Annotated in this window: 12 protein-coding genes; 8 read left to right on the top strand and 4 right to left on the bottom strand. The window is 60.2% G+C overall.

Annotated features, from left to right (window positions below; translation table 11 throughout):
• Positions 1–60: 60 nt before the first annotated feature.
• The 6 genes from HF682_RS10895 to HF682_RS10870 all read left to right on the top strand — a co-directional run bounded on the left by HF682_RS10895 (position 61) and on the right by HF682_RS10870 (position 8142).
• A complete protein-coding gene (locus HF682_RS10895) occupies positions 61–2892 on the top strand; it encodes a 2-oxoglutarate dehydrogenase E1 component (RefSeq protein ID WP_373282883.1) in 2832 nt (943 codons plus the stop codon).
• A gap of 61 nt (positions 2893–2953) precedes the next feature.
• Positions 2954–4135: a 2-oxoglutarate dehydrogenase complex dihydrolipoyllysine-residue succinyltransferase gene (gene odhB, locus HF682_RS10890; RefSeq protein ID WP_168877317.1), complete on the top strand. Its 1182-nt coding sequence runs from the start codon at positions 2954–2956 to the stop codon at positions 4133–4135.
• Positions 4136–4224: 89 nt separating this feature from the next.
• Positions 4225–5655 carry a dihydrolipoyl dehydrogenase gene (gene lpdA / locus HF682_RS10885; protein ID WP_168877316.1) on the top strand — a complete coding sequence of 477 codons (1431 nt, stop codon included), beginning with the start codon at positions 4225–4227 and terminating at the stop codon, positions 5653–5655.
• A 63-nt stretch (positions 5656–5718) separates the two neighbouring features.
• Positions 5719–6885 (top strand): ADP-forming succinate--CoA ligase subunit beta, encoded by a 1167-nt coding sequence (gene sucC / locus HF682_RS10880; RefSeq protein ID WP_168877315.1) that lies wholly within the window; start codon positions 5719–5721, stop codon positions 6883–6885.
• A 30-nt stretch (positions 6886–6915) separates the two neighbouring features.
• Positions 6916–7803, top strand: coding sequence for a succinate--CoA ligase subunit alpha (gene sucD, locus HF682_RS10875; RefSeq protein ID WP_168877314.1), 888 nt, complete (start codon positions 6916–6918; stop codon positions 7801–7803).
• A gap of 123 nt (positions 7804–7926) precedes the next feature.
• Positions 7927–8142, top strand: a complete 216-nt coding sequence (locus HF682_RS10870) for a DUF3460 family protein (protein ID WP_168877313.1) — start codon at positions 7927–7929, stop codon at positions 8140–8142.
• 420 nt (positions 8143–8562) lie between these two features.
• Here HF682_RS10870 and HF682_RS10865 read toward each other — a convergent pair whose 3' ends face one another.
• Genes HF682_RS10865 through HF682_RS10855 form a run of 3 tightly spaced genes read right to left on the bottom strand, consistent with a single transcriptional unit; the run spans position 8563 to position 11171 of the window.
• Positions 8563–9771 carry an MFS transporter gene (locus HF682_RS10865; RefSeq protein ID WP_168877312.1) on the bottom strand — a complete coding sequence of 403 codons (1209 nt, stop codon included), beginning with the start codon at positions 9769–9771 and terminating at the stop codon, positions 8563–8565.
• Between the two features lie 41 nt (positions 9772–9812).
• Positions 9813–10436, bottom strand: coding sequence for an NAD(P)-dependent oxidoreductase (locus HF682_RS10860; RefSeq protein WP_308418728.1), 624 nt, complete (start codon positions 10434–10436; stop codon positions 9813–9815).
• A gap of 39 nt (positions 10437–10475) precedes the next feature.
• Positions 10476–11171, bottom strand: a complete 696-nt coding sequence (locus tag HF682_RS10855) for a DsbA family protein (RefSeq protein ID WP_168877310.1) — start codon at positions 11169–11171, stop codon at positions 10476–10478.
• A 108-nt stretch (positions 11172–11279) separates the two neighbouring features.
• On the opposite strand from HF682_RS10855, the gene HF682_RS10850 reads away from it, so the two are divergent.
• Positions 11280–12242: a LysR substrate-binding domain-containing protein gene (locus HF682_RS10850; protein WP_168877309.1), complete on the top strand. Its 963-nt coding sequence runs from the start codon at positions 11280–11282 to the stop codon at positions 12240–12242.
• A gap of 184 nt (positions 12243–12426) precedes the next feature.
• A complete protein-coding gene (locus HF682_RS10845) occupies positions 12427–12909 on the top strand; it encodes a DUF488 domain-containing protein (RefSeq protein ID WP_168877308.1) in 483 nt (160 codons plus the stop codon).
• Between the two features lie 4 nt (positions 12910–12913).
• Here HF682_RS10845 and HF682_RS10840 read toward each other — a convergent pair whose 3' ends face one another.
• Positions 12914–13852 carry a DUF1266 domain-containing protein gene (locus HF682_RS10840; RefSeq protein WP_168877307.1) on the bottom strand — a complete coding sequence of 313 codons (939 nt, stop codon included), beginning with the start codon at positions 13850–13852 and terminating at the stop codon, positions 12914–12916.
• Positions 13853–14220 lie beyond the last annotated feature (368 nt).

Genomic DNA, 14220 nt, shown 5'->3' with positions numbered 1-14220 from the left:
GCAAGGAAGCGCCGCCTTGCCACTGGCGCGCCGGCGGCGGTAACCCCCTGACCTCAAGTGATGGATACGATGTCAAACGAGATGCAACACCACTGGGACAGTTCCCACCTGTTCGGCAGCAATGCGCCGTTCGTGGAAGAGCTGTACGAGCAATACCTGGCAGACCCGGACAGTGTCGATGACCACTGGCGCGGCCTGTTCGATGGCTGGCAACGCCACCAGCCGGGCGAGCGTGATGTGGCGCATGCCCCGGTGCAACAGTCCTTCGTCGAGCTGGTCAAACGCCCGCGTGTCGCCAGCGGCAGTGCCGATCCGGCTGCCTCGGAAAAGCAACTGCAGGTGCTGCGCCTGATCTCAGCCTATCGTATCCTCGGCAGCCGCCATGCCAAGCTGGACCCGCTGCAGCGCTTTGACCGCGAGCGGATCAAGGAGCTGGAGCTGTCGCACCACGGCCTGTCCGACGCAGACCTGAACCTGACCTTCCACGGCGGCTCGCTGATGGGGCACACCCAGGCCAAGCTGTCCGACATTCTCGGCAAGCTGCGCCAGACCTATACCGGCAGCGTCGGCCTCGAATACATGCACATCACCGACAGCGCCCGCAAAAAATGGGTGCAGGAGTGGTTCGAGTCGCGCGCTTCCACCCCGCGTTTCGGCGCTGAGCAGCGCCGCCGCATCCTCAAGCAGATTACCGCTGCCGAAACGCTGGAAAAGTACCTGCATACCAAGTACGTAGGCCAAAAGCGCTTCTCGCTGGAAGGCGGCGAATCGCTGATTGCCTCACTGGATGAACTGATCCAGGGCGCAGGCAGCCGTGGCGTGCAGGAAATGGTGATCGGCATGGCCCACCGTGGCCGCCTGAACGTGCTGGTCAATACCCTCGGCAAAGCGCCGAAGGACCTGTTCTCCGAATTTGAAGGTCGCCCGACCACCGAGCTGCCGTCAGGTGACGTGAAGTACCACATGGGCTTCTCGGCCGACATTCCGACCCCGGGCGGCCCGATCCACCTGTCGCTGGCGTTCAACCCCTCGCACCTGGAAATCGTCAACCCGGTGGTGGAAGGCTCGGTGCGGGCCCGCCAGCAACGCCGTGGCGACCGGACCGGCGCACAGGTGTTACCGGTGCTGCTGCATGGTGACTCCGCCTTCATCGGCCTTGGCACCAACCAGGGTACCTTCAACCTGTCGCAAACCCGGGGCTATGGCACCGGTGGCACGGTACACATCGTCATCAACAACCAGGTGGGCTTTACCACCTCGGACACCCGCGATACCCGCTCCACGCTGTATTGCACCGACATCGCCAAGATGATCGAAGCCCCGGTGTTCCACGTGAATGCTGACGATCCAGAAGCGGTGGTGCTGGTCACCCAGGCTGCGCTGGAATACCGCGCCGCCTTCGGCAAGGACGTGGTGATTGATCTGGTGTGCTTCCGCCGCCACGGTCACAACGAGTCGGACGACCCGTATCTGACCCAGCCGATGATGTACAAGAAGATCTCCAAGCACCCCGGCACCCGCAAGCTGTTTGCCGACAAGCTGGCGGCCGAGGGGGTGATTGCAGCAGACGAGGGCGACGCGCTGATCGCCGCCTACCGCGCTGCGCTGGACAAGGGCGAGCATGTCGAGCAGACCTCGCTCACCGGTTTCCAGCGCGCGTTTGCCATCGACTTCTCGCAATACTTCGGTACCCACTGGGCGCACCCGACCGACACCACGGTGCCCGCGGCAGACCTCAAGCGCCTGACCGAGAAGCTGACCCGCATGCCGGAAGGCTTCAAGCTGCACCGTACCGTCGAGAAGCTGCTGAACGACCGCAAGGCAATGGTCAACGGCGAGCTGCCGGTGGACTGGGGCATGGCTGAAACGCTGGCCTATGCCTCGCTGCTGGAATCCGGCTATGGCGTGCGCCTGTCCGGTGAAGACTCGGGTCGTGGCACCTTCAGCCACCGCCATGCCGTGGTGCATGACCAGAACCGCGAGAAGTGGGATACCGGCAGCTATGTGCCGCTGCGTAATCTCTCCGAGAACCAGAAACACTTCCTGGTGATCGACTCCATCCTCAACGAAGAAGCGGTACTGGCCTTTGAATATGGCTATGCCTGCTCGGCACCGGATGAGCTGGTGATCTGGGAAGCGCAGTTCGGCGATTTTGCCAACGGCGCGCAAGTGGTGATCGACCAGTTCATTACCTCCGGCGAAACCAAGTGGGGCCGTCTGTGCGGCCTGACCATGATCCTGCCGCACGGCTACGATGGTCAGGGCCCGGAGCACTCCTCCGCCCGTGTCGAGCGTTACCTGCAGCTGTGCGCCGAGCACAATATCCAGGTCATCATGCCGTCCGAAGCCGGGCAGATGTTCCACCTGTTGCGTCGCCAGATGCTGCGTCCGTACCGCAAGCCGCTGGTGATCATGCTGTCCAAGCGCCTGCTGCGCTACAAGGACGCCATGACCCCGATCGAACAGCTGAGCAAGGGTGAATTCCACACCGTGATCGGCGACCAGGGCGGTCTGGATGCCAAGAAGGTGAAGCGCGTGGTGGTGTGCTCCGGGCAGGTGTATTACGACCTGGTCAACGCCCGCAAGGAGCGCAACGTCAAGGACATCGCCATCGTGCGTGTCGAGCAGCTCTACCCGTTCCCGACCGAAGCGCTGCGTGCCGAGCTGGCGCAGTACAGCGCCGCCAAGGAGCTGGTGTGGGTGCAGGAAGAACCGCGCAACCAGGGCGCCTGGCACCAGATTCGTCACCGGCTGGAAGCCTGCATGTCGCCGCGTCAGACCTTGTCTTACGCCGGCCGCGACTCCTCCGCTTCGCCTGCCGTGGGCTATATGAGCAAGCATACTGCACAGCTGAAGGCCTTCCTCGACGCGGCCATGACGCTGGGTAAATAACGTTCGGGTGAAGGGTGGCGGTACGCCACCCTTGTCCACTTTTGAAAGAAGGATGCATCCCATGATCATCGATGTAAAAGTGCCGCAACTGCCGGAGTCCGTGTCTGAAGCCACCCTGCTGGCCTGGCACAAGAAAGAAGGCGAGTTTGTCGCCCGTGACGAAAACCTGATCGACGTGGAAACCGACAAGGTGGTGCTGGAACTGCCTGCACCGCAGGCCGGCAAGCTGGTCAAGATCATCAAGGGTGATGGCTCGGTGTGTGGCAGCCAGGAAGTGATTGCCCAGATCGACACCGCTGCCGTGCAAGGAGAAGCCGCCCCGGCCGCCGCTGCTGCACCAGCAGCTGCGCCAGCCGCCGCCAGCACCGCTGCCGCCATGCCGTCCGCCAAGAAGCTGGCCGCAGAAACCGGCGTGAACCTGGATAACGTACAAGGCTCCGGTCGCGGTGGCCGTGTGCTGAAGGAAGACGTGCAGGCCGCTGCCGCCAAGCCCGCTGCAGCGGCTGCGCCTGCAGCCCCGGCTGTGATTGCCGACCTGTCCGGCCGTCCGGAACAGCGTGTGCCGATGTCCCGCCTGCGTCAGCGCGTGGCCGAGCGTCTGGTGCAGTCGCAATCCACCGCCGCCATCCTCACCACCTTCAATGAGCTGAACATGAAGCCGGTGATGGACCTGCGCAACAAGTACAAGGACAAGTTCGAGAAGGACCACGGCGTGAAGCTGGGCTTCATGTCCTTCTTCGTCAAGGCAGCGGTGCATGCGCTGAAGAAGTTCCCGATCGTCAACGCCTCGGTGGACGGTACCGACATCGTCTACCACGGCTACTTCGACATTGGCGTGGCGGTGAGCAGCCCGCGCGGTCTGGTGGTGCCGGTGCTGCGTGATTGCGACCAGCTGAGCCTGGCCGACATCGAGAAGAAGATTGCCGACTTCGGCAAGCGCGCCCAGGAAGGCAAGCTGGGTGTGGAAGAGCTGCAAGGCGGCACCTTCACCGTGTCCAACGGCGGCACCTTCGGCTCGATGATGTCCACCCCGATCATCAACCCGCCGCAATCCGCCATCCTCGGCATGCACGCCACCAAGGAGCGTGCGGTGGTGGAAAATGGCCAGGTGGTAGTGCGCCCGATGATGTACCTCGCGCTGTCATACGACCACCGTATCATTGATGGCCGCGAAGCCGTGCTGTCGCTGGTGGCGATGAAGGATGTGCTGGAAGACCCGGCCCGCCTGCTGCTGGACCTGTAAGTACAGCGCCGGGGGCACGCCCCCGGCTGGATGGTGGAAGACCAAGGCAGCCCCCCGAACCTGCTGCCTGTAACCAACGAGACCTGAAAATGGCAAACAACTTCGATATCGTCGTGATCGGCGGCGGCCCCGGCGGCTACATTGCCGCCATCCGGGCTGCCCAGCTCGGCTTCAACGTCGCCTGCATCGACGCCTGGAAAAACAAGGCAGGCAAGCCCAGCCTGGGCGGTACTTGCCTGAACGTGGGCTGCATCCCCTCCAAGGCGCTGCTGCAATCCTCGGAAAACTACGCCCAGCTGCAACACGACTTTGCCGATCACGGCATTACCGTGGACGGTGCCAAGATGGACGTGCCGAAGATGATCGCCCGCAAGGACAAGATCGTCGACAAGCTCACGGCAGGGGTGTCCTTCCTGTTCAAGAAGAACAAGGTCACCAGCCTGCTGGGTACCGGCCGCCTGCTCAAGCACGAGGGCGAGTTGTGGCAAGTCGAGGTGAAGGACGGTGACAAGGTGGAGGTGGTGAGTGCCACCCGCGTGATTATCGCCACCGGCTCCAGCCCGCGTCAGATTCCGGGGATTACCGTTGATAACGTCAACATCCTCGACAACGAAGGTGCGCTGAGCCTGGCCAGCACCCCGGCGCGTCTGGGTGTGATCGGCGCCGGTGTGATCGGCCTGGAAATGGGCAGCGTCTGGCGTCGCCTCGGCTCGGAAGTCACCATCCTGGAAGCGATGCCGACCTTCCTCGGCGCCGCCGATGAAGCCCTGGCCAAGGAAGCCGCCAAGCTGTTTGCCAAGCAGGGCATCCAGATCGCTACCGGCGTGAAGCTGGGCAAGGTGAGTAATGGCAAGAAGGGCGTCAGCGTGGAATACACCGACGCCAAGGGCGAAGCGCAGAAGGCAGAATTCGACAAGCTGATCGTGGCCGTGGGCCGCGTGCCGAATACCGTGGGCCTGGGCGCAGAAGAGGTGGGCCTCAAGCTGAACGAGCGCGGCCAGGTGGAGATCGACGACCACTGGACTACCAACCTGCCGAATGTGTACGCCATTGGCGACGTGGTGCGCGGCCCGATGCTGGCCCACAAGGCGATGGACGAAGGCGTGGCGCTGGCCGAAACGCTGGCTGGCCAGAAGGGCCATATCAACTTCGACACCATCCCGTGGGTGATCTACACCAACCCGGAAATTGCCTGGGTCGGCAAGACCGAGCAACAACTGAAAGCCGAAGGCGTCGAGTACAAGGCCGGTCGTTCCACTTTTGGTGCCAATGGCCGCGCGCTGGGCCTCGGCCACGCCGATGGTTTCGTCAAGGTGCTGGCCGATGCCAAGACCGACCGCGTGCTGGGTGTCCACATCATCGGCCCGTTTGCCTCTGAAATGGTGGCCGAAGCGGTGATGGCGATGGAATTCAGCGCCGCCTCGGAAGACATTGCCCGTATCGTCCATGCCCACCCGTCGCTGTCCGAAGTATTCCACGAAGCCGCACTGGCTGTGGACAAGCGGGCACTGCACGGCTGATTGTGACCGGGGTGGCCCATACCCCCACCCCGGACCCCCAACCCCCTCGTTGAAGGAACTGTAATGAATCTGCATGAATATCAGGCCAAGGAACTGCTGGCCAAGTATGGCCTGCCGGTACAGCAAGGCGTTCTGGCGACCAACGCCGAAGAAGCAGCTGCCGCATTTGACAAGCTGGGTGGCAAGTTCGCCGTGATCAAGGCGCAGGTACACGCTGGCGGCCGTGGCAAGGCGGGTGGCGTGAAGGTGGTCAAGTCGCGCGAAGAAGCCGCTGACGTAGCCCGTACCCTGATCGGCAAGAACCTGGTGACCTACCAGACCGATGCCAACGGTCAGCCGGTGAACTCGGTACTGGTGTGTGAAGACATGTACCCGGTGCAGCGCGAGCTGTACCTGGGCGCGGTGGTGGACCGCTCCAGCCGCCGCGTGACCTTCATGGCCTCGACCGAAGGTGGCGTCGAGATCGAAGAAGTGGCACACAACACCCCGGAAAAAATCCTGAAGGTGACGGTGGACCCGCTGGTGGGCCTGCTGCCGTTCCAGGCACGCGATGTGGCGTTTGCGCTGGGCCTGTCCGGCGACCAGATCGGCCAGTTCACCAAGCTGATGACCGGTGCTTACAAGGCTTTCGTTGAAAACGACTTCGCCCTGTTTGAAATCAACCCGCTGGCCATCCGTGGCGATGGCAGCCTGTGCTGCGTGGATGCCAAGGTCGGCATCGACAGCAACGCGCTGTTCCGCCTGCCGCACCTCTCCTCCATCCGCGACAAGTCGCAGGAAAACGAGCGTGAGCTGAAGGCTTCCGAGTTCGAGCTGAACTACGTGGCGCTGGAAGGCAATATTGGCTGCATGGTGAACGGTGCCGGTCTGGCGATGGCCACCATGGACATCATCAAGCTGTACGGCGGCCAACCGGCCAACTTCCTGGACGTGGGCGGTGGCGCCACCAAGGAACGCGTGATTGAAGCCTTCAAGCTGATCCTGGCGGATCCGTCGGTGCAAGGCGTGCTGATCAACATCTTCGGCGGCATCGTACGCTGCGACATGATCGCAGAAGCCATCATCGCGGCGGTGAAGGAAGTCAACGTGACCGTGCCGGTGGTGGTGCGTCTGGAAGGCAACAACGCCGAACTGGGTGCCAAGATTCTGGACGAATCCGGTCTCAAGCTGACCTCTGCCCAAGGGCTGGCCGACGCCGCCCAGAAGGTGGTTGCAGCGGTCAAGGCTTAATCCGGCATAACGGTTTAGAAAGGTATTCAAATGAGCGTTTTGGTCAATAAAGACACCAAGATTCTGGTGCAAGGCTTCACCGGCAAGAACGGTACCTTCCACGCCGAGCAGGCGCTGAAGGTCGGCACCAAGGTGGTTGGCGGCGTGACGCCGGGCAAGGGCGGCAGCCAGCATCTGGGCCTGCCGGTGTTCAACACCATGAAGGAAGCCGTGCGTGAAACCCAGGCCGATGCCTCGGTGATCTACGTGCCGGCCGCGTTTGCCATGGATTCCATCGTGGAAGCCGTGGATTCCGGCGTGAAGCTGGTGGTGTGCATTACCGAAGGCGTGCCGACCCTGGACATGCTGAAAGTGAAGCGCTATGTGGAAAGCTCCGGTGCACGTCTGATCGGGCCGAACTGCCCCGGCATCATCACCCCGGGCGAGTGCAAGATCGGCATCATGCCGTGGCACATCCACAAGCCGGGCCGCATCGGCATCGTCTCCCGTTCCGGTACCCTGACCTATGAAGCCGTGGCACAAACCACCGCTGCCGGTCTGGGCCAATCCACCTGCATCGGCATCGGCGGCGACCCGATCCCGGGCACCAGCCACATCGACGCGCTGCGCCTGTTCCAGGATGATCCGGATACCGACGCCATCATCATGATCGGTGAAATCGGTGGCTCGGCGGAAGAAGAAGCCGCCGAGTACGCCAAGGCACACGTCACCAAGCCGATCGTGGGCTATATCGCCGGTGTGACCGCGCCGAAGGGCAAGCGCATGGGCCACGCCGGTGCCATCATCTCCGGTGGCAAGGGTACCGCAGAAGAGAAGTTTGCTGCCTTCGAGAAGGCGGGCATCGCTTACACCCGCAGCCCGGCCGAACTGGGCAGCACCATGGTGGAAGTGTTGAAGGCCAAGGGCATGCTGAAGTAAGTCTGTACTGCAGCTGAGCTCGCCACAACGCCACCCCTCGGGGTGGCGTTGTGCTGTGTAGCGGTGTCCAGCCCGCAGCCAAACCGCTATAATGCAGCCATTGAATATGAGCAGGTGCCCACCATGTATCAATCCGAATTCACCGACTTCATCAACCGCTATCTGGAACAAAATCCACAAGTGGCTGCCGAGCGCCTGGAGCGCCGCGCCGTATGGTGGGACAAGCCGGTCGATGCGACCTTTGAACAGGGCGCCACGGAAGCCAAGGTCAAGCAGAACGGCTACTATTATCAAGGCTACGTCTACAGCGGCGCACCGAAGAAAAAGGTCGACCTGTAAACGTCTGACCTGGTTGCACAACAAAAAGGGCCACCGGCAACGGACTGGCCCTTTTTGTTTTGAATTGGAATGACAAGCTTGGAACGTATATGAGCGGAGAGCAAAAGACTGGGAAAAGGATTGGAGGGCTGCCATAAATCAATGCGCGATTCTTCTATCAGGATAGATTTGTTCGGCCTTCTGTGTGATGACTCAAACTGCCTTGAACACAACATTACTGACACAGCCACCGTCAGGCTATACCTGAACTTCTACCCCTGATTAGCACCTGCATCGTAGGTGACGTCATATTGTTCACCCTCTTGTAACAGCGTGAGCCCATCTGCGTTGAAAATAGTCTTTTTCATTGCGAATCAGTCCGTTTCAGTCAAGCCACTCAAGCTTACAGTGCCGTGCCCCTGAATCGTTTGGCTGGCATGATCAGGTGGCGGTTGGATAAGCCCCCCTTTGGACTGATAACGTAACGAACCATACTGCAATCCCGGCCAGTGCCAGGGCACAACCGACCCAACCCGTCGATGTCCAACCCAGACCCATATTGAGTGCTACACCCCCTAGCCATGGCCCGAGCGCATTTGCGACATTGAAAGCCGCATGATTCAGAGAGGCAGCCAAGTTTTGCGCGTCACCAGCCACCTCCATGAGTCGCATTTGAAGGATGGCCCCAAGTCCGCCACCGCAGCCGATAGCGAACACGGCGAGCGCGATTGACCAAACATGGGATATTGTCAGCGGGTAAAGAGCCAGTGCCAGTGCGCTCCACGTCAGCAGCAAGCCTGCAGCACGCATGACGCCGAATCGTGCCAGATACGGTGCAGCAAGATTACCACATGCCATTCCTGCTCCGAATACCGCCAGTACGATCGCTATGGCACCGTCAGTTGCTTTCGTCACTTCGTGAAGCGTCGATGCAAGATAGGTGTAGACAGCAAATAATCCACCAAAACCTACTGCCCCAATGCCCAAGGTCAACCACACTTGAGAGCGATGGAGTGCGCCCAACTCACGGAGGGCTGAAGCACCTGCAGACGGCATTTGAATAGGCATGACGCGTAAAAGCATTCCAACGACCAGCAGTGAAACCAAGCCGATGGCGACAAATCCGCTACGCCAGCCTAGCCCCTGTGCGAGCAGGTTAGCAAGCGGTACGCCGACCACTGTTGCCAATGCCAGGCCCATGAGTACGCGACCCACGGCATTGCCTCGCCTCTGCTCAGTAACCATGTTTGCTGCTGCCAAAACAGCGATCCCGAAATAGGCGCCGTGCGGAATCGCTGTTACGAAGCGCAGGATCATGAGCGCCTGCAGGCTCGGCGCCATCGCACTCAGAATATTGCCTGTTGCAAACCACAGCTGCAGCAGAACGAGCAGCAACCTGCGTTCAAGGCGCGCACCCAGTACGGCTAGCACTGGCGCACCGATGACCACGCCCAGCGCGTAGGCACTGACCACATGACCCCCCGCAGGGGCATCGACACCCAGCTCAGCGGTAAACGCTGGCAAGAAGCTCATCGTCGCGAACTCGGTGGTTCCGATGGCGAAACCACCGAGTGCAAGTACGACATGTGCAAGCCAAGAGCTTGAACGGATAGGGCTGTTTGGTACGATATCTTTCTTGTAAATGGCCATGTGGTGATCTCTGGTCTGGGTTGGGTGGCGATACAGAGGGCTTAATAGCCGACAGTGAAGCGCTCACGGTGATGCTGAGGTTTCTCGGCTTCATCCAGCATCGCTACCGCGTAGTCCTCCAGTGAGATGTGGCTTTTGCCATCAGCGTCGATCAACAGGTCATCCTTGCCGACGCGGTATTTACCGGTACGCTCACCAGGGACCAGCAAAGCCGATGGGCTGAGGAACACCCAGTCCAGTTCCTTCTCGGTGTGCAGCAGATCGAGAAAGGCGATCGTCAGCAATGCTCCGGCCTTCCACTCTGCAGGGAAGTCCGGCTGGTCGATTACGCGCCCACCGGAAGGCAAGCGCAGCGAACCCGCACCGCCTACTGTGAGAAAGCGTGAAATCCCTGCCTTCTTGACGCCGGCGATCAGCGCACGCACACCACTGCCGAAGGGGTCGGTACCGGGGTTGAAGGCGCTGATGACCTGATCGTGGCCGGTCAGGCATTCGGACAAGGCATGTGTGTCCGTCACATCAGCACAGAGGCTGGTAAGCAGTTCATGCTGCGGTAGCGTCTCGGGGTTCTTGGCAATGGCGGTGATGTGATGGCCGCGGGCCAGTGCTTCGGGTAGCAGTTTCGATCCTACGTAGCCGGTGGCGCCGATCAATGCGATTTTCACGGAAAACTCCTTCATGGGTTGATGTTTGATGGGGGATGTTCATGCGAGAGAAGTGGTCGATCCCGTGGGCTGGTCGCTTCCAGCTTTTTCCAAAGTCAATTTGGTAATGGTGCGAAGTTCTGTCGCGAATGCTTCGGGATTGCCGTAGAAGCGCTCGTGCCTGACGCGTGTGAACCTGCCCTCGTGTTCGAGGACAAAGCCTGGAAAGCCTTTGATTCCATGCAGCGTCATCAGGTGGCGACTGTTGTGGATGTGTTCGGCAACGTGAATGTTTCGGATTGTGGTGGCGAAGTCGTCTGCCGCCAGACCTATCTGGATGGCCAGGTTCGCTAGCACACCTTCTTCAACGACCTTGCGGCCTTGGACATAGTGCCCAGTCTGGATGGCGTGCAGCATGTCAAGGTCAGCGCCGTTGCGTAGCGCGCCGGCTGCAAGGACAGCGGCAATAGTGGGGTGAGACCAGAAGATGGTTGCGGGATCGTCCAACAGCTTGTTGAGATATGCCGGTTCAAATGGCAAGCCCGTGAGTTCGGCGATACGCTGATCGTTCATCTGGATGTGGCTACGTTTCTCTGCTACCAGAGAGGTTGGTATCCCCCATAACCCACCGCCATGCAACTTAATGCCGATGCCGTTAGCGACGGCCGCCTTGACAAGAGGGGAGGCGGCATAGCACCAGCCGCAGAGCGGATCGTAGACGTAGTGCAGTAGCGGATCATTCATATCAGGCTTCATTCCGGTCTCTTCATATCTTTGTCTGAAATTGGATGATTTATTATCTGTAATTCTTAGTCGTGCCGTAAGGTGGTGTAAGATTCAATCATTGTTAAATTGGAGTAATGAATGGACGAGTACAAGCCCTATGCGGTTTTCGCAGAGGTTGTTCACGCAAGTTCGATGAGCGCAGCTGCGAAGCGCCTCGGAATGACGCCCTCCGCCGTTAGTCAGATCGTGCGTGGGATGGAGCAACGAGCTGGCGTCGCGTTGCTGCATCGTTCGACGCGGAAGATTGCGCTCACCGAGGCTGGCGAGCGCTGCTACCCACACTGTCTTCGTTTGCTCGAAGCCGGGCGTGCGGCAGCTGCATCGCTGGAGCAGGCCCGGGATGCGCCGGTTGGTGAGTTGCGAATCGCAGCTCCCCTTGGCTTCGGCAACCATATTGCCCCAGCGCTGGCACCTGTTTTGACACAATGGCCTCTACTGCGGATGAGCCTGATCGTCGATGATGTGCTGATCGACCTGATCAGCTCGCGGATCGACATCGCTCTGCGAGTTGGCGAGCTGCCTGACTCTACCTGGATCGCTCGAAAGCTTGGGCAGATGGACACAGTGCTATGTGCCGCTCCGGCGTATCTGGAACGTCACGGCAGTCCAAAGTCGTCGCTAGATCTACAGCGACATCACTGGCTGGCCCTGATGCGAGAAGTGCAAGAAGTTACAGCAGAGGCTGCCTTCCCTGACGGGGGGGCTCCCCTACCGAACTTCATACTGGAGACAGTGGATGATCATGGGAGAAAGGAACTGATCCCCCTCCAGACCCGCACTACAACAAGCAATCAGATCGCGTTGCGGCAGATGTGCGAACAAGGCATGGGTATCGCAAGGCTCTTCTATGCGGATGTCCGTCACGCCCTTGAACAAGGGCATCTTGTCAGGGTGTTACCCCAACTGAGACTGCCGTCGTACCCTTTAGCCATGCTGACGGCGAGGCGCGACGTAGAACCCGCCAAGGTTCGTATCGCAGTGGCTGCGTTGAAGGCATATTTTTCATCACTGGCGTTGGAGCATGAGCCTGGTTCTGCTTGAGACTGGTAGAGGGAAAAACACATAGCCCCCTCCTTTGCATGGAGGTCTAGTCCGCGTGATTAAACGCCCATCTCCAAAAGAGAAGCGGGAATAGTGTGGGTCAGGAGTACAGGTGGGAACCTTGCTGCCTCCGCGCAGTCATGACAACATGCTGCCATGCGCAGGCTAGGACGGGCAAGGACACATGATGCTGTACACCATCGGTTATGAAGGTTTGACGGCCCCTGCCTTTGCCGCATGCCTGCAGCAGCACGGCGTGCAAACACTGGTGGATGTCCGAGAATCGCCCTTTTCCCGCAAGCCAGGTTTCTCTGGTGCGAGTATGGCTGATTGGCTGGAGGCGGCTGGGGTGCAGTATCAGCCGATGTCCGAGTTGGGCTGCCCACGCCCGATCCGCATGCGCTACCGTGAAGACGATGACTGGGGGCGGTATACGCGGGATTTCTGTAGCTGGCTGGAGTCTCAGCATGAGCCGCTTGCGGCACTGGCGCGTGTTGCGCAGGCTTCGCCCAGTGTATTGCTGTGCTATGAGGCGGACCCGCACATGTGCCACCGTTCCATGGTGGCGGACGCCATCCAGCGGCGCTATGGCCTGGCCGTCACCCATTTGACACCTCAGCAGAAGCGAGCCCCGGCAGAGGCGCCACGGCAGGCCTCCTTGTTCTGAGACGTTATTGCCAGCCCCATAAGGTTTTGGCGCGTGGCCAGTGGCATTGGCGGACAAAGACGGTATAGAAACTGACTCTCTCTTCACACTCCGCTTTGTCCCGGTTCCAGAAGGCGAAGCCCACCAGGTAACTGAAAAAGAACTCATCCAGCGAGGCAAAGCGCTGGAAAATCTGTTCGGCTACGGCTTCAATATGTGCCCAGGCTTCCGCTTCGCTGATGTACTGGGCTTGCCAGGCCATGCGGGCCATATTGCTGGCGCGCCACAGATCGAAACCCCAGATCAGATGCGCGGGTTTGCCGTCTTGTTCTTGCCAAAGGCGGGCTACCCGCTTGGGGTCACTTTGTGTCAGCCAGGCGAGTTCGTCGGTCAAATTCACGTAGGCTGCACTGGCATCCGGGCTCAGCAGGTACTGCGTATGCAGACCTTGCCGCAGTCGGTCAAACATCTGCAAGTAGTCTTCGCGGCTTTCAATATCCCAGTCGCTTTTCAGTGAGCTGCGTGAGCAAGCAGGTTCGGCTTCGATGTCCAGCAGCCAGTAGCCGCGCGTGTGGTGCAGACGGTGGCTGCAGGGCCACATTTCCAGCGTCTCTATCCACCAGCCCCGGTTGTAGCAATGCACGATATTGGGTTGCAGCGCACGCCTTTGGCGTTCACTCAGCGGCGCCAGCCCGCCTTCCTGCAGATAGCGCAACATCTCGCGGCGTGGGGCGGTCGCCAGCCAGAGCCAGCTCAGCAGCAACAGCAGCACCATCAGGCTACAGCCGAGCCAGATCACAGGTTGCGGCCAGAGATAAGCCAGAAAACCAGCGCCCGGCAACAGCAGGATCGAGACCGCTCGCCAAAGTTTGACCCAACCGGGCAGAGAACCATAGCGGCTCAATTCGCCCAGACTGTGCCAGCTGGCGGGGAAGCTCCAGGTACCGGGGAAATGTTGCAGCATGCGCGTGGTCCGATGTAGGAAAGTCTGTTTCAGTCGCTTGTCATGTTAACACTCGTGGGAGTCCATACTCACGGGGCATGGCGGAGTCTTTCTTCCGTTGGCTGATTTGGCGCTTGTCAGGCTGGCGGCTTTATTGGATGATAAGCGCTCAACCTGAATGTGACCTTGTCATGGCCATGCTGCGTGCTTTCTTGCCTTGTTCTACCGCCCCGCTGGCGGTGTCGGACCTGTGCGGCCTTGGGTTGAAACCTAAAAAACGACTTCTCCGCTGACGGGGAGTCGCGTCCCGTCGGGCGGAATGCCGGACGGGAACGCATATCAACTTTTCTCCTGATTGATCCCAACGGTACGCCACTCACGGAACGGAC

The sequence above is a fragment of the Leeia aquatica genome, assembly GCF_012641365.1.
Classification (GTDB): domain Bacteria; phylum Pseudomonadota; class Gammaproteobacteria; order Burkholderiales; family Leeiaceae; genus Leeia; species Leeia aquatica.
This window is presented reverse-complemented; position numbering and strand designations above follow the sequence as displayed.